Annotated in this window: 20 protein-coding genes; 9 read left to right on the top strand and 11 right to left on the bottom strand. The window is 74.2% G+C overall.

The genetic code is table 11. From position 1 onward, the window contains the following. Positions 1-98 precede the first annotated feature (98 nt). From IE219_RS03310 to IE219_RS03275, 8 genes are all read right to left on the bottom strand, one after another. The gene (locus IE219_RS03310; RefSeq protein ID WP_189974918.1) at positions 99-2,663 is read right to left on the bottom strand and encodes a hypothetical protein; all 2,565 of its coding nucleotides are present in this window, start codon (positions 2,661-2,663) and stop codon (positions 99-101) included. Next, the gene (gene pstS, locus IE219_RS03305; RefSeq protein WP_229849553.1) at positions 2,660-4,429 is read right to left on the bottom strand and encodes a phosphate ABC transporter substrate-binding protein PstS; all 1,770 of its coding nucleotides are present in this window, start codon (positions 4,427-4,429) and stop codon (positions 2,660-2,662) included. Before pstS ends, IE219_RS03310 begins: the two co-directional genes overlap by 4 nt. Then, a complete protein-coding gene (gene pstA, locus IE219_RS03300; RefSeq protein WP_189974917.1) occupies positions 4,426-5,649 on the bottom strand; it encodes a phosphate ABC transporter permease PstA in 1,224 nt (407 codons plus the stop codon). The genes pstS and pstA overlap by 4 nt, the downstream gene beginning before the upstream one ends. Before the next feature lie 76 nt (positions 5,650-5,725). Further along, positions 5,726-6,769: a phosphate ABC transporter permease subunit PstC gene (pstC, locus tag IE219_RS03295; RefSeq protein ID WP_229849552.1), complete on the bottom strand. Its 1,044-nt coding sequence runs from the start codon at positions 6,767-6,769 to the stop codon at positions 5,726-5,728. 78 nt (positions 6,770-6,847) lie between these two features. Continuing rightward, a complete protein-coding gene (locus tag IE219_RS03290; protein WP_189974916.1) occupies positions 6,848-7,219 on the bottom strand; it encodes a hypothetical protein in 372 nt (123 codons plus the stop codon). A 140-nt stretch (positions 7,220-7,359) separates the two neighbouring features. Continuing rightward, positions 7,360-8,043, bottom strand: coding sequence for a PH domain-containing protein (locus IE219_RS03285; RefSeq protein ID WP_189974915.1), 684 nt, complete (start codon positions 8,041-8,043; stop codon positions 7,360-7,362). A gap of 47 nt (positions 8,044-8,090) precedes the next feature. Next, entirely contained in the window at positions 8,091-8,762 is a 672-nt protein-coding gene (locus tag IE219_RS03280) for a class F sortase (RefSeq protein WP_229849551.1), read from the bottom strand. Positions 8,763-8,919: 157 nt separating this feature from the next. Beyond that, entirely contained in the window at positions 8,920-10,140 is a 1,221-nt protein-coding gene (locus tag IE219_RS03275) for a hypothetical protein (protein ID WP_189974914.1), read from the bottom strand. 262 nt (positions 10,141-10,402) lie between these two features. Here IE219_RS03275 and deoC point away from each other — a divergent pair, with 262 nt between their 5' ends. From deoC to IE219_RS03260, 3 genes are read left to right on the top strand one after another with little or no spacing between them, the layout of a single operon-like run. Further along, positions 10,403-11,362: a deoxyribose-phosphate aldolase gene (gene deoC / locus IE219_RS03270; RefSeq protein ID WP_150231059.1), complete on the top strand. Its 960-nt coding sequence runs from the start codon at positions 10,403-10,405 to the stop codon at positions 11,360-11,362. A 5-nt stretch (positions 11,363-11,367) separates the two neighbouring features. Beyond that, positions 11,368-12,807, top strand: a complete 1,440-nt coding sequence (locus IE219_RS03265; RefSeq protein WP_189974913.1) for an aldehyde dehydrogenase family protein — start codon at positions 11,368-11,370, stop codon at positions 12,805-12,807. Further along, complete coding sequence (locus IE219_RS03260; protein WP_189974912.1) at positions 12,797-13,696, top strand: aldehyde dehydrogenase family protein; 900 nt, start codon at positions 12,797-12,799, stop codon at positions 13,694-13,696. Before IE219_RS03265 ends, IE219_RS03260 begins: the two co-directional genes overlap by 11 nt. A 60-nt stretch (positions 13,697-13,756) precedes the next feature. On the opposite strand, the gene IE219_RS03255 is transcribed toward IE219_RS03260, so the two are convergent. Beyond that, positions 13,757-14,155 carry a hypothetical protein gene (locus IE219_RS03255; protein ID WP_189974911.1) on the bottom strand — a complete coding sequence of 133 codons (399 nt, stop codon included), beginning with the start codon at positions 14,153-14,155 and terminating at the stop codon, positions 13,757-13,759. Positions 14,156-14,207: 52 nt separating this feature from the next. Here IE219_RS03255 and IE219_RS03250 point away from each other — a divergent pair, with 52 nt between their 5' ends. Further along, on the top strand, positions 14,208-14,903 hold the full coding sequence (locus tag IE219_RS03250; protein WP_189974910.1) for a uridine kinase family protein: 696 nt from the start codon (positions 14,208-14,210) through the stop codon (positions 14,901-14,903). A gap of 161 nt (positions 14,904-15,064) precedes the next feature. Here IE219_RS03250 and IE219_RS03245 read toward each other — a convergent pair whose 3' ends face one another. After that, on the bottom strand, positions 15,065-15,823 hold the full coding sequence (locus tag IE219_RS03245; protein WP_189974909.1) for a SigE family RNA polymerase sigma factor: 759 nt from the start codon (positions 15,821-15,823) through the stop codon (positions 15,065-15,067). 170 nt (positions 15,824-15,993) lie between these two features. On the opposite strand from IE219_RS03245, the gene afsQ1 reads away from it, so the two are divergent. The 5 genes from afsQ1 (at position 15,994) to IE219_RS03220 (ending at position 19,742) form a co-directional block, all read left to right on the top strand. Further along, complete coding sequence (gene afsQ1, locus IE219_RS03240; protein WP_189974908.1) at positions 15,994-16,671, top strand: two-component system response regulator AfsQ1; 678 nt, start codon at positions 15,994-15,996, stop codon at positions 16,669-16,671. Then, positions 16,668-18,218, top strand: coding sequence for an ATP-binding protein (locus IE219_RS03235; RefSeq protein WP_189974907.1), 1,551 nt, complete (start codon positions 16,668-16,670; stop codon positions 18,216-18,218). Before afsQ1 ends, IE219_RS03235 begins: the two co-directional genes overlap by 4 nt. Beyond that, positions 18,215-18,817 carry a hypothetical protein gene (locus tag IE219_RS03230; RefSeq protein ID WP_189974906.1) on the top strand — a complete coding sequence of 201 codons (603 nt, stop codon included), beginning with the start codon at positions 18,215-18,217 and terminating at the stop codon, positions 18,815-18,817. Before IE219_RS03235 ends, IE219_RS03230 begins: the two co-directional genes overlap by 4 nt. Positions 18,818-18,889: 72 nt before the next feature. After that, positions 18,890-19,450 (top strand): VanZ family protein, encoded by a 561-nt coding sequence (locus IE219_RS03225; protein WP_189974905.1) that lies wholly within the window; start codon positions 18,890-18,892, stop codon positions 19,448-19,450. 88 nt (positions 19,451-19,538) lie between these two features. Further along, the gene (locus IE219_RS03220) at positions 19,539-19,742 is read left to right on the top strand and encodes a PspC domain-containing protein (RefSeq protein WP_189974904.1); all 204 of its coding nucleotides are present in this window, start codon (positions 19,539-19,541) and stop codon (positions 19,740-19,742) included. 78 nt (positions 19,743-19,820) lie between these two features. On the opposite strand, the gene IE219_RS03215 is transcribed toward IE219_RS03220, so the two are convergent. Beyond that, on the bottom strand, positions 19,821-20,192 hold the full coding sequence (locus tag IE219_RS03215) for a hypothetical protein (RefSeq protein WP_189974903.1): 372 nt from the start codon (positions 20,190-20,192) through the stop codon (positions 19,821-19,823). Positions 20,193-20,337: the final 145 nt, after the last annotated feature.

Raw genomic sequence — 20,337 nt, 5'->3', positions numbered from 1 at the left:
TGCGGGAATGTCCGGGCGGATCCGTATTCTTTTTCCACCGACCCGTCGGCCGGCCGGGACCAAGAATTCCGCAGGGACGGGCCGAGAAACCACCACGTTCAGCCGCTTTTCAGGTTACGAATTCCTGTCCTAGGTGAATCCGAGGGGGTCGGGCGGCGGCCCGCCCTTCCCAGGACGGCCGGTCCGGCGAGTCCGGCGGCGCCGCCTGCGACGAGGACCCCGAGGAGGACCCAGCGGATCGTGCCGAGGGCCTGGGAGGGGGTGCTGCCGGTGCCGGCGGCGAGCTGCGGGCCGCCGGTGCCGGGCGCGCCGCCGGGGCCGGCGGCGCCCGTGGTCCCGGCGGCGGCGCCCGTGCCGCCGCCCGGGGAGCCGCCGCCGGCCGCTCCGGCGGTGCCTCCCGTGGTGCCGGTGGCGGTGGTGCCCGGGTCCCCACCGCCGGTGGTGCCGGTGGCGCCGCCGGAGTCCGTACCGCCGCTGGTGGTGCCGGTGGCGGGCGGGCGGGCGGCGGGCGGGGCTCCGCGTTCCAGCCGGTCGGCCGCGGCCAGTGCCCGCAGCCTGAGGGGGGCGGGGAGCGGGGCGTAGCCGAGGGGGAGTTCGCCGGGGGCGGTGCCCTGCTTCTGGCCGGGTCCGGCCGCGTAGCGCATGACCCGGGCGAAGTCGGCGCGGTCGGCGGCGGGCAGGGCGGTGGAGGCGGCGGCGTAGCCGACGGCGGTGAGCGGGTAGGCGCCCTTGCGGGCGCGGGCCGGGTCGGCGGCGAGGACGCCGGGGACGGCGGAGTCCCGGAACTGTCCGACCGCTTCGGTGAGGGAGGCGGTGGTGGGCAGGACGAAGGCGCCGTCGGCGTTGGCGAGGGCCGCGATCTGGAGGCTGTAGCGGACGGCGGTGGCGGCCTCGGTGAGGCCGTAGGCGCGGCGGCTGCCGGAGAGGACGGGGCCGGAGACGAGCTTGGGGGCGCCGTCGACGACCTCGGCCCGGTCCTTGGCGCCGTTGCTGCCGCGCCGGACCAGGCGGGCCGCGTCGTGCAGGTCGTTGGCGTACGGGGAGCGGTCGAGCTGGGTGTAGTCGACGCCCTTCTCGCCCCGGACGATGACGGCCTCGGTGAGGGTGGGGTCCGCCTTGGGGAATTCGTCGGAGCCGTTCTCCAGAATTCCCAGACCGCGGTAGTTCGGATTGACCTTCATGCCCCAGGGGTCCGGTTTTCCTTCGAGGAAGGAGCGGGCGTCCCGGTCGGCCCGCAGATAGTTCCAGACGATCCGGGTGGTGTCCGACCGGTCGGCGGAGAGGAGGATTCCGCCGGGATAGCTGGAGACGGTCTGGCGGTACTCCTCGAATTGCGGGTTGAGGGCGAGGAAATCCGGGTCGCGGAGGATGGACTCGGGGTTTCCGGCGAGGTGGGCGGGGACCGGGGCGGTGTCGCTGAGGAGCCGGACGTCGTACGGGTAGGAGGCGGTGAGGACCTTGGCGAGCAGCCGGGGCGTGAGCCGGAGCCGCTGGACCAGGCCGATGCGGTCGGCCTCCCAGAAGAAGCCGACGACGAGGCCGCTGACGGCGACGGGGGCGTGGACGAAGCCGGCCGCCTCGCCGCCGGGGACCGGTTCGACGGTGAAGGCGAGGCCGGGGGACGAGGCGGTGGGGTGGAGGAGGCTCTGGCGGGCGAGTTCCTCGCCGCGCTGGGAGAAGGTGAAGCGGGTGGCGCCGCCGGCGCACAGGGCGGCCTGCCAGGAGGTGACGGCCTCGGTGACCAGTTCGGAGCCGGTCATGCGGCGCTCGGTCTTGTCGGGGCAGGCGTCGCCGACGGGCAGGAAGTCGAGCGGGAAGACCAGGCGCCGGTTCCAGTTGGTGGCGGAGAACGGCGAGGAGTGCAGCTGGCCGTTGGCGAGGCTGCCGTCGGGGTCGTGGGAGCCCCGGGGCACCACGACGAGCCAGCAGTTCCGGCCGCGCGCGCCGGGGCCGGTGCCGACCGGGTCGCCGCAGCCGAGGTGCGGGGCCTCGCGGACGGACTGGAGGTTGAAGCCGACCTCGCCGGTGCCGTCGGGCTGGGTGACGGCGAGGTACTCCTCGTTGCTGTCGGCGGCGCTGTAGTAGGTCCAGTCGGTGGGCTTGGTGGTGGGCGGGCCGCTGACGGGGGTGAAGGGGACGAAGGGGTCGGTCATCTGCCCGGGGTACTCCGGGCTGGGGATCATCTCGGTGTACCGGGTCTCCTCCGGGTCCTGTCCGGCGGCGATGATCCGCCGCAGGAGGTTGGTCCCGGTGCCGAGGACGGAGCCGGTGCCGAACTGGCACTGGTCGCGCCGGGGTCCGGCCGGGTCGTCGCCCCAGCACTGCATGATCTGGAGGAAGTCGGTCTTGACGCCCTGGGTGGGCTTCGCGCCCTTCCAGCTGACCCGGACGCCCTGGCCGCGGAGGTTCTTCGTCTGGTGGACGGTCACCTCCAGGCCGGAGAAGTCGTCGTACGGTCCCTTGGCGCCGCGCCGGGTGACGGCCGAGCCCCCGGAGGCGTCGGGGGCGGCCGCGGCGGCCGGGGCCGGGGGCAGCGGCAGGAGGGCGAGGAGGAGCGCGGCGAGCAGCGCGCCGAGCCCGGCGGCACGACGGCGGAAAGAGCGGAAAGAGCGGAAGGAACGGAGGGAACGGAAAGAGCGGCGGGAGCGGTCGGCGGATGTCATCGGTCGTCCCCCCGGCGTGCGGCGCGGGCGGTCAGCGCGCGGCCGACGAGCGGCGGGGCGATGACGGTGGCGAGCAGGAGGACGGCGGAGAGGACCATGAGGAGGCCGCGCAGTCCGGCGCCGGTGTCGGCGGCGAGGGTGACGGGGGTGCCGGTGACGGTGTCCGCCCCGTAGCCCCCGGCGTCGCCGCCCGCCGCTCCCCCGGCGCCGCCGGCCGCGATGACGTCGCCGGTGTCGGGGTCGACGGCCCCGGCGGGCGCGCCGGTGGTGTCGGCGCCTCCGGTGGTGCCGGGGGCGCCGCCGGTGCCGCCGGACGCGGCCGGGCCCGTACCGCCGCCGGTGCCGCCGGTGGCCGTGCCCCGGCTCCCGCCGCCGGTCGTGCCGCCGGTGCCGGTGCCCCCGGTGGTGCCGGTCGTGCCGCCGGAGGCCGTACCGCCGCCGGAGGAGACCGGGGTGGCGGTGCCCCGGGCGCCGCCGGTGCCGTCGGCGCACTGCGTCGGGCCGCGCTTGTCGCAGGGCTTGGGCCGGGGGGCGTTCCTGGCGAGGGTGTTGGTGCCGTCGGCGGAGAAGGTGGGGTTGCGGCAGGAGGCGAGGTCGACGGCGCCCGCGGGCGCGCCGGGGATGCGGCGGACCTGCTCGAAGCCTGCCTGGACGAGGTTCTTCGGCAGCGGCGAGTAGCCGAGTTCCTCGGCCTGCTGCTGGCCCTCGCAGAGGAAGTAGCGGGCGAAGGTGCCGAGCGAGCGGCCCTTGTCGGCGGTGTGCGGGGCGGTCTCCGAGGTGGGGACGACCATGTAGCTGTAGCTGGAGAGCGGGTAGGCGCGGGAGTCGCGGGAGCGGTAGACGCCGTCGAGGATCTGGGTGAGGTAGTCGGGCGAGGACCGGTCCTGGTCGATCCGGGCCTCCAGGAGGGCGACGGCGACGGCCTGGGCGGTGGGTTCGACGTAGTGGCCGGAGGCGTTGAGGACCTTGACGACCGGGAAGTGGGCGTTGACCGCGTACGAGTACTCGACGTAGGTGATGGCGCCCTCGCCCTGCGGCTGGCGGACGTGCGCGGAGACGCCGAGGGAGCCGGACTTGGCGACGGTGGTGGCGCCGGGGACGACGGGGAAGTACGAGGTCATCCCGCAGGGGGTGGAGCGGCCGGCCCGGCGGCAGTAGTCGTCCCAGGCTCCGCCGTGCTCCTTGGCGAGCCAGGTGGTGAACTGGGCGGTGGTGCCCGAGCCGTCGGAGCGGACGACGGGCACGATCCGGCGGGCGGGCAGCACGAGGCCGGGGTTGTCGGCCTTGATCTCGGGGGCGTTCCACATGGTCAGCCGGCCGGTGAAGATCCCGGCGAGGACGGGTCCGGAGAGGCGCAGGTTGGTGACCTGGCGGCCGCCGATGCGGAGGTTGTACATGAAGGCGGTGCCGCCGGCGACGATCGGCATGTAGGCGTAGCCGCGGCGCGGGGGCACGTCGGTGGCGCCGCCGTCGGTGAGCCCGTAGGGGATCTCGGAGACGGCGAAGTCGACGGTGCCGTTCTTGAACTGCTCGCGGCCCTGGGAGGAGCCGTTGGCGTTGAAGTTGACGGTGAGGCCGGTGTTGGCGCCGATGTTGCGGCGCCACTGCTCGACGGCGTTGGAGCTCCAGGTGGAGCCCGAGCCGGTGATCTTGGTGTAGCCGGCCGCCTGGGCGGCGGGCGGGCCCGCGAGGAGGGCGAGCAGCGCGGCGAGCACTGCGGCCGTCCCCAGCAGGGTCCGGGCGAGCGGGACGGGCGGCGTTCTCACGGCGTGCTCCTCGGAGGTGCGGGCTGGGCGTGCGGGGCGGGGCGGCGGGCGGCGGGCGCGAAGCGGGCGGCATCCTCGCGGGAGGCGGCCGCCCGGCGGCGCTCCTGTCGCCGGGTGAGCTGTCCGGGGCCGCGTCCGCCGGCGATCCGGGCGAGCACGAACAGCAGGAGGACGAGCAGCATCAGCACGGCGGCGGTGCCGAAGCCGCGGGCGATCATGTTCGGTTCGGGCGACTTGACCAGCTCGAAGGTGGCGAGCGGCAGGGAGACCTGGGCGCCGGAGGTGGGCAGCGCGTTCAGTTCGGCGGTGAAGCCCGCGGTGAGCAGCACGGGCGAGGTCTCGCCGACGCCGCGCGCGGTGCCGAGGATGACGGCGGTGGTGAGGCCGGAGCGGGCGGTGGGCAGGACGACGTGCCAGACGGTCCGCCAGCGGGAGGCGCCCATGGCGTACGAGGCTTCGCGCAGGGTGCCGGGGACCAGCCGGATGACGACGTCGGAGGCCCGGATGATGATCGGCAGCATCATCACGGAGAGGGCGAGGGCGGCGGCGAGGCCGGAGCGCTCCGTGCCGAGGGCCAGGATGACGGTGGCGTAGACGAAGAGGCCCGCGACGATCGACGGCAGCGCGGTCATGGCCTCGACGACGGTGCGAACCAGGCGGGCGAAGGGGCCGGGGACCTCGTTGAGGAAGACGGCGCAGACGATGCCGGCGGGGACGGTGAGGAGGAGCGCGATGCCGACCTGTTCGAGGGTGCCGACGACGGCGTGCAGGACGCCGCCGACGTCGAGCGGTTCGAGCGGTCCGGCGAGGCTCATGTCCTGGGTGAAGAAGTTGAGGTGGACGAGGGCCCGGCGGCCCTCCCAGAGGGTGAAGGCGACGACGAAGACGAGGACGGCGAGGAGGACGAGGCCGAGGCTGCGGACGACGACCCCGGCGACCCGGTCGCGGACGGCCGGCGCGTCCTCGTCGAAGGAGACGAGGAGCGCGTAGAGGCCGAGGAAGAGCAGGTACGCGACGAGGACGAAGCCGACCGTGCCGCTGAACGGCAGCAGCCGGGCGAAGAGGAGCCAGGTCAGGGCGAGGGCGGCCGCGGCGGCGCCGAGGAGGGCGTAGACGTCGGTGGCGCGGGTGCCGCCGGTGGTGCGGCGCCGTTCGGGTCCGGCGGGTCCGGGGCCCGCGGCGGGCGGGCGGAGCCGGGGCCGCTCCGGGGCGGTGGTCATCGGTACGGGTCCCCCTCGGGAGTACGGGAGTGCGGGAAGCTCGGGAGGCGCGGCGCCCGGGGCGCGGGCGGCCGGGTCACGCGTCGCTGGTGGCGCCGGAGCGGCTGCGGGCGACGATGGACGAGGCGGCGAAGTTGACGATCAGGGTCATGACGAAGAGGGCGAAGCCGGCCGCCATCAGGGCGGACATGCCGAACTCGGTGGCCTCTCCGTAGCGCAGGGCGATGAGCGAGGAGACCGAGCTGGTGCCGGTCTGGAGCACGTGCCACTGGATCGTGAAGACCTGCGAGATGACCATGTAGACGGCGATGGTCTCGCCGAGGGCGCGGCCGAGGCCGAGCATGGTGCCGCCGATCATGCCGCCCTTGCCGAAGGGCAGGACGACGGAGCGGATCATGCCCCAGCGGGTGGCGCCGAGGGCGTAGGCGCCCTCGCGTTCGCCGGCCGGGGCCTGGGAGAAGACCTCGCGCATGATCGAGCAGATGATCGGGGCGACCATCATGGCGACAACGAGGCCGGCGACGAAGGTGGAGGAGGTGTAGACGGTGGGCGGGGCGAGCGGGTCGTCCGGGTCGGCGCCGTCGACGCGGAGGAAGGGGATCCAGCCGAAGTACGCGGAGATCCAGCGGGCGATCGGCAGAATCGATTCCTCCAGCCAGAACACCCCCCACAGCCCGTAGACGACGGAGGGCACGGCGGCCATCAGGTCGACGGTGGAGACCAGGGTGCGGCGCAGCCGGGGCGGGGCGTACTCGGAGATGTAGAGCGCGGCCCCGGTGGCGAGCGGCACGGCGACGACGATCGCGACGAGGGCGATGAGGACGGTCCCGAGGAGGACCGCGGCGATGCCGAACCGCCCGGCGTCGGGCTCCCAGCCCTCGGTGGTGAGGAAGGAGCCGCCGGCCCGGTCGAGCGCCTGCCAGGCGCGACGCAGGAGGAAGCCGCCGACCAGGAGCATCACGGCGAGGACCAGGCCGCCGCCGGTGCGGGCGACGCCCCGGAAGACCCGGTCGGCGGGGCCGGGGTCGGCGCGCAGCCGGCGCGGCACGTCGGTCGGGCGGTCGGGCCGCGGGTCGGCGGCCTCGTGCGGCGCGGTCGCGTCGGTCGTGTCGGTCGTCACGGTAAGGACGTAAGCCCGGCCCGGTTGACATGTGCGCCACGAGACGTGAACGAGGGGCGCCCGCGGGGCAACGTCCGTTCACCATAAGGCGGTCGAGAGCCACCCCGGGGCTTCCGCGACCAGCAGGGCGCGGAAGCGGTCGTAGGCGGAGCGGCAGGTGGAGTGGCGCTCGTACGCCCTCCCGGAGAGCGCGACGGTACGGCCCTGGGCGTCGCGCAGCAGCCAGATCCAGCCGGTGCCGGCGGGGGTGTGCTGCACCCCGCCGCCCAGTTCCGCGTGGCCGGCGCAGAGCGCGGCGAAGGCGGCCCGGCAGGCGGCGTGGTCGGCGGACCACTGCCCCGACCGCGCCACCACCCGCCCGTTCTGGGCGACGATCCGCCACCCGTACCGTCCGTCGGATCCGATGTCGACCAGACAACGCGTCCCGGACACACCGGTGCCCTTGGTCATCGCCCCCACCCCCACAGTCTCGGCACGGGCAATCTATTGACGCCGCCGGGATCGTTGGGCGCTAAACCATCTGCGGGAGGCATGCTTCACCCCGCCGTTGCCCCTAGGACACCGGCGGGGCGGGCGGGCGGCGTACCGGCTCAGCCGGTGGCGAGCAGGATCACCAGGAGGAGCAGTCCGGCGGCGGCCGGGGCGAGGAGCTCGTACGCCCAGCGGACCTGCGGCTCGCCCTGGGCGCCGGGCCGGCCGGCGTACCGCTCGGCCATCTCCCGCAGGTCGGCCACGACCTGGTCGCTGGGCGCGGTGCGGGAGGCGCTGTCCCGCACGTCGGCGGTGACCGAGGTGCGGCCGTGCGGGTCGTCCTGGGCGGCGCGCATCGCCTTGCGGGCGGCCTTCTTCCGCTGCCGCAGCGAGACCGGCACGGACCACAGCTGGTAGGTGGCGCCGGCGTGCGTGAAGACCTCGCTGGAGTAGCCGGCCCGGAGGTCGGCGACCGAGGACCAGGGCAGCTCGATCGTGCGGAAGGGGTTGCGGATGCGGAGCCGGTCCTCGTTGGCGCGGACGACGGGCCGCAGGGTGAGCGCGATGACCATCGGCACCGCGATGATCAGCCCGGCCAGCGCCAGCCAGGGCGTCCGGCCCTCGCCGCGCAGCACCGCGTCGCCCGTGAAGACGCCCGCCAGGAGCAGCAGGAAGACGCCTCCCGCGATCCCGAAGGAGGAGCGGAAGACGCGGTCGGCGGAGGCCGGCTCGGGGGTCGGCCCGGAGGTCGGCCCGGAATCCGTCTCGGGGCGCGGCTCGGGGGTCGGCTCGGGGGTCGTCATGCCGCCGATTGTGCCTCAGGAGCCCGGACCGGGGTCGAGCGGCCCGCTCAGGCGGGCCGGGTGGCGACCAGGTCCGCGTACAGGATGACGTTGTCCGGCCGGTGCCCGTCGACGAGCGCACCCCCACAGGTGATCACCCGCAGCTCGGGGCGGCGGGTGTCGCCGTAGACCTTCTCCGTCGGGAAGGCGTCCTTGTCGACCTGCTCCAGCTCGCGGACGCGGAAGACGGCGGCGGAGCCGTCGGCGCGGGTCACGGTGATCCGGTCGCCGGTCCGGACCCGGGCGACGTCCTTGAGGACGGCCGGTCCGCGCGCGGTGTCGAAGTGGCCGATGAGGACGGCGGGGCCGGTCTCGCCGGGGGTGACGCCGTTCTCGTACCAGCCGATCCGGTCGGCCTGCTCGACGGACGGCACCTCGACGGTCCCGTCCGCGTTCAGCCCCAGCTCCAGGATTCCCCGGGCGTCCACCCCGGCGGAGGGCAGGCCCACCCGCACGGGCAGCGACCGGGCGAGCGGCTCCACCCGCGGGGCCCCGGACGGCGCCGGGGCGGCCGTCGGGGTGATCCGGGCGGGCGGCCCGGCGGCGGGCCCGGCGGCGGCGGAACAGCCGGTGAGGACGGCCAGCGCGGCGAGGACGACGAGGGGGGCGGCGGCCCGGCGCCGGGCCGGGGCGGCGCTCGTGCGGGAGGGGTCCGGGGCGGGGACGCGGGGACGGGACACAGGACGGCTCCGGGTACGGGTGCGGCCGGCCGTCGCACGGGGTGCGGCGGCCGGCCCGGGGCGGGTCGGTGCTCCTGGCTCGGGTCGTGGGCGCGGAGCGGAGGCCGGTCCGGCCCGGCGGGACGTCAGGGTTTCCCGCCGGGCGCGGACCGGGGCGTCAGCCGCGCGCGGCGGCGGTGCGGCGGCGCAGGGAGACCAGGCCGAGCCCCGCGGCGGCCAGCACGGCGGCGCCCGCCCCGGTGGCGACCAGGGTGGTGGAGCCGCCCTCGGGAGCGAACTCGGCACCGGCGGCGACGCCGCCCCGGGGAACGACGGAGGTCTGGCCGCCCTGGGTTCCGGTGCCCGTGCCGGTGGTGGCGGAGGGCGCCGGGGCGGGCGCGGCGGAGTCCTTGGCACAGCCCTTGGGGAGCTTCGGGAAGTCGGTCCAGGAGAACGGCATGTCGCCGCCCTGGGTGCGCTGGCCGAACCGCGGGGCGGCGGTGTCCGCGCCCTTGATCGTGAGGCCGCCCTGGCCGCCGGTGGGGTGCGCGCGGTCCACGCTGCCCCGGACCTCGCCCTTGTCGTCCGTGAGGACGGCCTTCGGCCCCTTGGCGAGATCGTTGGTGAGCGTGACCTTCCAGCCAGGGAAGCCGGAGGGGACGACCTGCCGGACGGTGCACGCGCCGACGGTGACGACGGGGCCCGGAGTGCGCTCCGGGGCCGGGGCGGGGGCCGGCTTCTCGACGGGCCGCGGGGCGGCCTGCTTCGCCGAGCCCTCGATGTAGGCGGCGAAACCGCCGTCGTGCTCCAGGACGACGACCGCCTTGCCGTACTGCCAGACCTGGCGGAGCCCGTTGAGGTAGGTGAAGCCGCGGCCCTTGCCGTCCTCGATCTTCTGGAGGCCGTAGCGGCCGTCCTTGCGGGCGAGCTCCAGGAGGGTGCCGTCGGCGAGCCGGTAGGTGCCGGGCCGGGCGCCGGGGAGGTAGTTGCGGTCCCAGTTGAAGGTGCGGCCGTCCTCGAAGAGGACGAAGAACGTGCCGTTGTCGTTGCCGGCGACCGGGCGGGTGACCGCGTCGAGGACACCGGCCGGGGCGCCCTGCGAGAAGAGCTCGGCGCGGTGGTGCGCCGGACCGACCTTGTAGATCTTGGCGATGGTGCCGTCGAGGAGGGTCTCGGTGCGGACGAGGGTGCCCTTCGCCGCGTCGCCGGCGGTGCCCGGGGCGGCCTCACCGGCGGTCCCCGCGCCCGGGGCGGCCTCGGCGGTCGGCCTCACCTCGGCGGAGCCGGCGGCGGCCGGGCCGTCGGCGGCGAAGGCGGCGCCTGCGGTGAGGACCGGGGTGGTGAGCACGACGCCCGCGACGAAGGCGGTGGCGAGGGCGGTGCGAAGGGCGGTGCGCATGACGACTCCTGTGGCTTCAGACAGGTGGACGGGAAGAGCCGCATACCGCTGACATCTCGTTCGGGTGGGGCCGGTGAGTTCTGGCTGGCTGCAGAAGAAACGTTACGGATCTTGCATCGCGGAGTGTTCCCCTTCACGTCACAGGCGTGTGACAGGACTCACTTCCGCCTGCTCCCCCAGCCCTCCCAAGCCCTCCCCCGTCCCCGCCCGGGCAGCCCCCTGTACAGGACGCTACGCGCGTAGATATGCTCGACTGGTGACCATGCCCACCACTGCCACCGCAGCAGCGGCTTTCGCCGACGTGACCGCGTCCGAGAGCACGTTGCGCCGCTTCCTCCACGGGCTGCCCGGCGTCGACGCCGTCGGCCTGGAGGCGCGCGCCGCGTCCCTCGGCACCCGCTCGATCAAGACCACGGCCAAGGCGTACGCCATCGACCTGGCCATCTCCATGATCGACCTGACGACGCTCGAAGGCGCGGACACCCCGGGCAAGGTCCGGGCCCTCGCCGCCAAGGCCGTCCACCCCGACCCGACCGACCGCACGACCCCGACGACCGCCGCCGTCTGCGTCTACCCCGACATGGTGGCCACCGCCAAGGCCGCCCTCGCGGGCTCGGACGTCAAGGTCGCCTCGGTCGCCACCGCCTTCCCGGCGGGCCGCGCCGCCCTCCCGGTGAAGCTGGCCGACACCGCCGACGCGATCGCCGCCGGCGCCGACGAGATCGACATGGTCATCGACCGTGGCGCCTTCCTCGCCGGCCGCTACCTGGAGGTGCACGACCAGATCGCCGCCATCAGGGCCGAGTGCGGCGACCGCGCCCGGCTCAAGGTGATCTTCGAGACCGGCGAGCTGTCCACGTACGACAACATCCGCCGCGCCTCCTGGCTCGGCATGATGGCCGGCGCCGACTTCATCAAGACCTCGACCGGCAAGGTCGCGGTCAACGCCACCCCGGCCAACACCCTGCTCATGCTGGAGGCGGTGCGCGACTTCCGCGCGCAGACCGGCGTCCAGATCGGCGTCAAGCCGGCCGGCGGCATCCGCAACACCAAGGAAGCGATCAAGTTCCTGGTGCTGGTCAACGAGACGGCGGGCGCCGACTGGCTGGACAACCACTGGTTCCGCTTCGGCGCCTCCAGCCTGCTCAACGACCTGCTGATGCAGCGCCAGAAGATGGCCACCGGCCACTACTCCGGCCCCGATTACGTGACGGTGGACTGATCGACATGACCTCCCCCTTCGAGTACGCCCCCGCGCCCGAGTCGCGCGCGGTCGTCGACATCGCGCCGAACTACGGCCTGTTCATCGACGGCGAGTTCACCGACGCGGCCGACGGCAAGGTCTTCAAGACCGTCTCCCCCTCCACCGAGGAGGTCCTCTCCGAGATCGCCCGGGCGGGCGAGGCGGACGTGGACCGCGCGGTGGCGGCCGCCCGCCGGGCCTTCGGGAAGTGGTCCGCGCTGCCCGGCTCCGAGCGCGCCAAGTACCTCTTCCGGATCGCCCGCATCGTCCAGGAGCGCAGCCGCGAACTGGCCGTCCTGGAGACCCTCGACAACGGCAAGCCGATCAAGGAGACCCGCGACGCGGACCTCCCCCTGGTCGCCGCCCACTTCTTCTACTACGCGGGCTGGGCCGACAAGCTCGACCACGCCGGCTTCGGCGCGGACCCGCGCCCGCTGGGCGTGGCCGGCCAGGTCATCCCGTGGAACTTCCCGCTGCTCATGCTCGCGTGGAAGATCGCCCCGGCGCTCGCGGCGGGCAACACGGTCGTCCTCAAGCCCGCCGAGACCACCCCCCTCTCCGCCCTGTTCTTCGCGGACGTCTGCCGCCAGGCCGGGCTGCCGAAGGGCGTCGTCAACATCCTCCCCGGATACGGGGACGCGGGCGCCGCCCTGGTCGCGCACCCGGACGTGGACAAGGTCGCCTTCACCGGCTCGACCGCCGTCGGCAAGCAGATCGCCCGGACCGTCGCGGGCACCGGCAAGAAGCTCACGCTGGAACTGGGCGGCAAGGGCGCCAACATCGTCTTCGACGACGCCCCGATCGACCAGGCCGTCGAGGGCATCGTCACCGGCATCTTCTTCAACCAGGGCCAGGTCTGCTGCGCCGGCTCGCGCCTCCTCGTCCAGGAGTCGATCCAGGACGAGCTGCTCGACGCGCTCAAGCGCCGCCTGTCCACGCTCCGCCTCGGCGACCCGCTGGACAAGAACACCGACATCGGCGCCATCAACTCCGCCGAACAGCTGGCCCGCATCACCGCGCTGGCCGACCAGGGCGAGGCCGAGGGCGCCGAGCGCTGGACCGCCGCCTGCGAACTCCCCGGGGCGGGCTACTGGTTCGCGCCGACGCTGTTCACGAACGTCACCCAGGCGCACACCATCGCCCGGGACGAGGTCTTCGGCCCGGTCCTGTCGGTGCTGACCTTCCGCACCCCGGACGAGGCCGTCGCCAAGGCCAACAACAGCCAGTACGGGCTCTCCGCCGGCATCTGGACGGAGAAGGGCTCCCGCATCCTCGCGGTCGCGAACAAGCTCCGGGCCGGCGTCGTCTGGGCCAACACGTTCAACAAGTTCGACCCGACCTCGCCCTTCGGCGGCTACAAGGAGTCGGGCTTCGGCCGCGAAGGCGGCCGCCACGGCCTGGAGGCGTACCTCGATGTCCGATAAGACCGAGCAGCACCGTCTGAGCGTCTTCAAGACCTACAAGCTGTACGTCGGGGGCAAGTTCCCCCGTTCCGAGAGCGGCCGGGTGTACGAGGTGACCGACTCCAAGGGCAACTGGCTGGCGAACGCCCCGCTCTCCTCCCGCAAGGACGCCCGGGACGCGGTCGTCGCCGCCCGCAAGGCCCAGGGCGCCTGGGCGGGCGCCACCGCCTACCTGCGCGGCCAGATCCTCTACCGCGTCGCCGAGATGCTGGAGGGCCGCCGGGACCAGTTCGTCCGCGAGGTCGCCGAGGCCGAGGGCCTGTCGAAGCCGAAGGCGGCCGCCCAGGTGGACGCCGCGATCGACCGCTGGGTCTGGTACGCGGGCTGGACCGACAAGATCGCCCAGGTGGTCGGCGGCGCCAACCCGGTCGCGGGCCCCTTCTTCAACCTCTCCACCCCGGAGCCGACCGGCGTCGTCACCGTCCTCGCCCCCCAGGACTCGTCCTTCCTGGGCCTGGTCTCGGTGATCGCCCCGGTGATCGCGACGGGCAACACGGCCGTCGTCGTCGCCTCGGAGAGGTCCCCGCTCCCCGCCCTCTCCCTGGGCGAGGTGCTGGCCACCTCCGACCTCCCCGGCGGCGTGGTCAACATCCTCTCCGGCAAGGCGTCCGAGATGGGCCCGCACCTCGCGGCCCACCTCGACGTCAACGCGATCGACCTGACCGGCGCGGACGACGAGCTCGCCCGCGACCTGGAGATCGCGGCGGCGGAGAACCTCAAGCGGGTCCTGCGCCCCCGCGCCGAGGACTTCACCGCCTCCCCCGGCACCGACCGCATGACCGCCTTCCTGGAGACCAAGACCGTCTGGCACCCCACGGGTTCGCTGGGCGCGAGCGGCTCCTCGTACTGACGGAAGAAACGCGCCGGGGACCCGGTCCGCACCCCGGACCGGGCCCCCGGCGCGCCCCGGCTACGGCAGCAGGCTCTGCGTCAGCGGGCCCGCCACCGGCAGGTCGGCGACGGCGCCGCCCTTCGTGACGTGGTCGGTGACCAGATTCGTGCCGACCGGCTTGAAGTCGGAGACCTGGGTGCCCAGTCCGTTGGCGAGCGGGTCGACGCCCGTGTTGGCCAGCGGGTCGAGCTGGAGCCGGGTCAGCGGGCCGACCCCGTGGGCGACGCCGGTCAGCGCGCCCTCGCCGGCCGCGGCCGCGTCGGTACGGGTCAGGGAGTCCACCGGCAGCGGCACCGCCGGGGCGGCCTGGGCGGCGGCCCCGGCACCGAGCACGGCGGCCCCGGCGGCGGTGACACCGAGACCGGCCTTCCACAGGACGGCGAGACGGGGGGCCTTCGGCTGGGCGTGACGCGCCATGGAGATCCTTCCCAGGGGTGATCGGGCGGCCACCGACAGTAGTGGAGGTGTGATGCTCGATACCAACGCCCTCCCTCGGTGGTCCCCTGGAAGGGGTAATGCCTCACACTGGTGTTCCGTGAGTCCCCAACCGATCCCGACCCGGGTCGTCCTGCTCGCGGGCCCCTCCGGCTCCGGCAAGTCGTACCTCGCCGCCGCCGCCGGCCTGCCGGTCCTGCGCCTCGACGACTTCTACAAGGAGGCGGGCGACCCCTCCCTGCCCCTCGTCGAGGGCTCCTCCGACGTCGACTGGGACTCTCCGCGTTCCTGGGACGCGGACACGGCCGTCGCCGCCATCGTCGAACTGTGCCGTACGGGCCGGACCGACGTCCCGGTCTACTCGATCGCCAGCAGCTCCCGCACCGGCGCCGACCGCCTCGACATCGGCCGGACCCCGCTCTTCGTCGCGGAGGGCATCTTCGCGGCCGAGCTGGTGGCCCGCTGCCGCGAACTGGGCGTGCTGGCCGACGCGCTCTGCCTGCGCGGCCGGCCGTCCACCACCTTCCGCCGCCGGCTGCTGCGCGACCTCAAGGAGGGCCGCAAGTCGGTGCCGTTCCTGCTCCGCAGGGGCTGGCGCCTGATGCGCGCCGAGCGGGCGATCGTCGCCCGGCAGACCTCCCTGGGCGCCCACCCGTGCGCCAAGCCGGAGGCCCTGGGCCGGCTGGCCGCCGCCGCGGCGGGCCGCCACCGCACCCCGGCCGCCCGCTGAGGCGTCCGGGGACGCCCCGGGCGCACGCCCCCGGACAGCACGAAGCGGGCCCTACGAGACCCCCCGGACTCGTACGACCCGCTTCGCTTCTTTCCCCCGTTGTTCCCCCGTCAGGCCCCGTACTTCCCCCGTGGGGCCTTCCCCCGTGCTTCCCCCGATCCTCAGGCGACCAACTCGCCGAAGGACTCCTCCTCGTCACGGCCGAAGCTCAGCACCTCGTCCTCGCGCAGTCGCCGCAGCGAGCGCCAGATGCTCGACTTCACCGTGCCGACACTGATGTCCAGGATCTCCGCGATCTCCGGATCGGTCCGGCCCTCGTAGTAGCGCAGCACCAGCATGGTCCGCTGGAGCTCGGGCAGCCGGGCCAGGGCCTGCCACAGCACCGCGCGCAGCTCGGTCCCGCGCATCGCGTCCGTCTCGCCGACCGTCTCCGGCAGCTCCTCGGTCGGGTACTCGTTGACCTTGCGGCGGCGCCAGGCGCTGATGTGCAGGTTGGTCATGGTGCGACGCAGGTACCCGCCGACGGCGGCCTTGTCGCTGATCCGCTCCCAGGCGCGGTACGTGGAGAACAGCGCGCTCTGGAGCAGGTCCTCGGCCTCGAACCGGTCACCGGTCAGGTGGTAGGCGGTGGCGTACAGGGAGGCCCGGCGCTCTCGCACGTAGGCCGTGAACTCGGCCTCCGAGCAGGAACGCTCCCCCGTGGCCTCCCCGTACACCGCTCCCCCGTCAGCGACGGCGACCATGTAAGGCGCCTTGCGCTGACGTCCGACGGTCCGAACGCACCCCCGTCCTCCCCCAAGCTCTCGGCTTCGCTCGAGCAGGGAGGTTCCCCCAGCACCGCCGGACTTCTCGGTGCTCCGCACGACGTCGTGGAGACGTGTGACGACTGCGCTGGAGGTGGTGCTGTGCAGTGCGTTCATCTCGCGCCTCCTGTCGGTCGGAGTTGTTGATCGGTCCGTGTGCCAAGAAGCTTGCCCGGCGGACATCATGGCGGTGTCCGCCGACTGTCACAGGCGTGTCACAGGGCCCGTCACGGAAGCGCGCCTCCGGGCGGTCGAACTCGGACGGCGTATGAGCCAGAATGGCGGGCGTGCCTTTTCTGCTGCTGATCGAGGACGACGACGCCATCCGCACGGCCCTCGAACTCTCCCTGTCCCGGCAGGGTCACCGGGTGGCGACCGCCGCGTCGGGCGAGGACGGCCTGCTGCTGCTCAAGGAGCAGCGGCCGGACCTGATCGTGCTCGACGTGATGCTGCCCGGCATCGACGGGTTCGAGGTGTGCCGGCGGATCCGCCGCACCGACCAGCTCCCGATCATCCTGCTCACGGCGCGCAGCGACGACATCGACGTGGTCGTGGGCCTGGAGTCGGGCGCGGACGACTACGTGGTGAAGCCGGTGCAGGGCCGGGTGCTCGACGCCCGCATCCGGGCCGTGCTGCGGCGCGGCGAGCGGGAGTCGACGGACTCGGCGACCTTCGGCTCGCTGGTGATCGACCGGGCCGCGATGACCGTGACGAAGAACGGCTCCGACCTCCAGCTGACCCCGACCGAGCTGCGGCTGCTGCTCGAACTGAGCCGGCGGCCCGGACAGGCGCTGTCCCGGCAGCAGTTGCTGCGGCTGGTGTGGGAGCACGACTACCTGGGCGACTCGCGCCTGGTGGACGCCTGCGTGCAGCGGCTGCGGGCGAAGGTGGAGGACGTGCCGTCCTCGCCGACCCTGATCCGCACGGTGCGCGGCGTCGGCTACCGGCTGGACGTCCCTGCGTGACGAAGGAGAACAGGGGGGTGCTCGCCCGGCTGCGGCTGTCCAGCCTGCGCCTGCGGCTGGTCGTGGTGTTCGCGCTGGTGGCGCTGACGGCGGCGGTGTCGGCGTCGGGGATCGCGTACTGGCTGAACCGCGAGGCGGTGCTCAAGCGGACCCAGGACAGCGCGCTGAACGACTTCCGGCAGGAGATGCAGAACCGGGCGGCGGCGCTGCCGCAGCGGCCGACCCAGGACGACCTGCGGCGGACCGCCGAGCAGATGGCGGCGGGCAGCGCGAACTACCAGGTGCTGCTGCTGGGCGAGCGGGCGGCGGGCAAGCCGATCGTGGGCGCCTCGGACCCGGACGCGTTCACGCTGGCGGACGTGCCGGCGGCGCTGCGGAAGGCGGTGGACACGCGGCGCCCGGTGACGGAGACCAACCCGTACCCGTACCACCTGTTCTGGCAGCGGACCGAGCGGGGCGGGACGCCGTACCTGGTGGGCGGGACGCGGATCGACGGCGGCGGGCCGGCCGGTTACATGTTCAAGTCGCTGGCGGCGGAGAAGGCCGACCTGAACTCGCTGAGCTGGTCGCTGGGGATCGCGACCGGGCTCGCGGTGATCGGCTCGGTGCTGATGGCGCAGGTCGCGGCGACGACCGTGCTGCGCCCGGTGCGGCGGCTCGGCGAGGCGGCCCGGCAGCTCGGCGAGGGGAAGCTGGACACCCGGCTGCGGGTGACCGGCGCCGACGAGCTGTCCGACCTGTCGCGGACCTTCAACAGCGCGGCGGAGAACCTCCAGAAGAAGGTGGCGGACATGAGCGCCCGGGAGGAGTCCTCCCGGCGGTTCGTGGCCGACATGTCGCACGAGCTGCGGACCCCGCTGACCGCGCTGACGGCGGTCACCGAGGTCCTGGAGGACGAGCAGGACACGCTGGACCCGATGATCGCGCCGGCGGTGGCGCTGGTGGTGAGCGAGACCCGGCGGCTGAACGACCTGGTGGAGAACCTGATGGAGGTGACCCGCTTCGACGCGGGCACCGCCCGGCTGGTCCTGGACGACGTCGACATCGCCGACCAGATCACCGCGTGCGTCGACGCGCGGGCGTGGCTGGACGCGGTGGACCTGGACGCGGAGCGCGGCCTGATGTGCCGGCTCGACCCGCGCCGGCTGGACGTGATCCTGGCGAACCTGATCGGGAACGCGCTGAAGCACGGCGGTTCGCCGGTGCGGGTCGCGGTCCGCACCGAGCCGGGGCCGGACGGGGAGGACCTGGTCATCGCGGTCCGCGACCACGGGCCGGGCATTCCGGAGGAGGTGCTGCCGCACGTCTTCGACCGGTTCTACAAGGCGAGCGCGCAGCGGCCCCGCTCGGAGGGGTCGGGGCTGGGCCTGTCGATCGCCATGGAGAACGCGCTGATCCACGGCGGGACGATCACCGCCGCGAACTCGGCGGACGAGGACGGGGCGGTGGACGGCGCGGTGTTCGTGCTGCGGCTGCCCCGGGACGCGTCGGCGGTCGCCGGCGAGCCGGACGCCCGCTCCGGGCGGGACGGAGGGGTGGACCAGTGAGGCTGCGTACGGTGGCGGTGGCGGCGCTCGCCCTGCTGGCGGCGGGCTGCGGCATCAGGACGACGTCGGTGCCGGTGGACGCGGGCCCGGCCCCGTCGCGGGTGCCGTGCGGGGTGGCCGAGGACTCGGGTCCGGCGGCGGGGGTGCCGGTGCGGGTGTTCCTGGTGTGCGGCTCGCAGCTGGAGCCGGTGGACCGGCGCTCGCCGCAGCCGGAGGACAAGGCGAGCGGCGATCCGGTGCGGACGGCGACGGCGCTGCTCGCGCAGTTGCTGTCGGACCCGTCGGAGGCGGAGCGGCAGGCCGGTTTCACCACGTCGGTACGGGCTCCGCTGGCGGTGGCGGGCGGCCGGAAGGGCGATCCGGAGGGGACGCTGCGGCTGAGCCGGCAGCCGGAGGACCTGGTGCCGGAGGCGCTGTCGCAGTTGGTGTGCACCTTCGCGGAGAGCTCGGCGGGGGCCGGCGGGCACACGGTGCTGCTGGCGGGACCGGGGGCGTATCCGCCGAAGCGGTACCGGTGCACGGCGGAGCTGCGGGAGCGGCCGGGGACGGCGGTGCCGACGGTCGCGGCGCCGGCTCCGGAGGGGAGCCCGGCGGGCTGACGGTCCGGGAGCGGGGGTTCCGTTTCCGGTCCGGCCGGAACCGTTCCGCCCGGTCGGCACGTCTTGGGGGGCGTGCAGCGTCAAGGTTCGGGCGGGAACACCGCCGTGGTCGTCCGGGTGACGGGGTTCGCGCTCCTGGTCACGCATCTGCTGTGCGTCGCCTGGATCGGTCTGCGACCACGCGACGTGGCCTGGGTGACCGCGCCGAACACGGTGCCGCTGGCGGGGCTGCGGGCCGATCTGGCGCTGGGGACCGCCGAGGCGGCCCGGCTGATCGGCGAGGGACTGCTGCTGCTCGCCCCGCTCGGGGTGCTGCTGCCGATGTGCGAGGGGCGGCTGAGGGTCTCGGGATGGGCCTCGCTGATCCGGACGACGGCGGCGGGGGCGCTGGTGTCGCTGGCGCTCGAACTGTTGCAGACGGCGGTGCCGGGGCAGGTCGTGGACGTGGACTCGGTGCTCCTGAACACCCTGGGGGTGGCGCTGGCGCACCTCCTGGTGGTGCCGGCCGCGCGGACGCGGCTGCGGCGGCGGGACGCCGCCCGGCGGGACCCGGGGCGGAGCCGGGTCGTCATCGGGAACGACACGGCTCAGGGTCGTACCCCGAGGATTCCCAGGGTCCCGATCGCCCGGTAGTCCGATGTCGAAGGGGTGGGGCGGGACGCACCATGGAGTCATCGGGAGCCCGACGGGGTGGCTTCCGGAATCGACGAAGGAGCCCACCATGGCCGCACTTGTCCGCCCCAGCGAAGGCAGGATGCTCGGCGGGGTGTGCGCGGCGCTCGCCCGGCGCTTCGGCACCTCCGCGCTGACGATGCGCGTGATCTTCCTGGTCTCGTGCCTGCTGCCCGGCCCGCAGTTCCTGCTCTACCTGGCGCTGTGGGTGCTGCTGCCGGGCGAGTCGCGGACGGCGAAGACCGCCTGGTAGCGGCCGGCCGCCGGGGGAGACGACAGGGGCGCGCCCCCGGGAGGACCGGGTGCGCGCCCCTGGGGCGTGTGCGGCGGGTCAGCCGAGCGGCAGGCCGTTGAGCGGGAGGCCGCCGAGGAGGCCGCCGAGGGGGGTGGCGCCGAGGGCGCCGGTGGCGGCGCCGAGCGGCGCGTTCTGGGTGACCTGGCCGGCGGTGGCGGGGAGGGTCTTCACACCCTGGTCGACGCCCTGGCCGAGGGCGCCCTGCCCGGCGGCGAGGGACTCGCCGGCCCCGTCGGGGAGCTGGGTGAGGCCGTCGCCGAGGGGGGCGACCTGACCCACGGTGGACAGCGCGTCGGCGCCGGCGAGCGGTGCCGGGAGCGGGGCCGCGGAGGCCGTGCCGGCGGCGGCAGCGGCGAATGCGGCGCCGAGGACGGCGACACCGAGCTTCTTGGCGGCGGACTGCTTCATCTGAGGATCTTCCTTGGCTTGGGGGCTAGCTTCGGGACATCAGGAAAGAAATCCGGAACGGCGGAATGCATGGCTCCGGATGTGCCGAGCAGCTTCGCAAGTTAACCGCCCCGACCCCGCTCCGCAATCACCCGAACACCGCCCG

This window comes from Streptomyces termitum, from assembly GCF_014650175.1.
Classification (GTDB): Bacteria; Actinomycetota; Actinomycetes; order Streptomycetales; family Streptomycetaceae; genus Streptomyces; species Streptomyces termitum.
The sequence above is the reverse complement of the archived record's forward strand: the minus strand, read 5'-3'. Positions and strand labels throughout refer to the sequence as shown.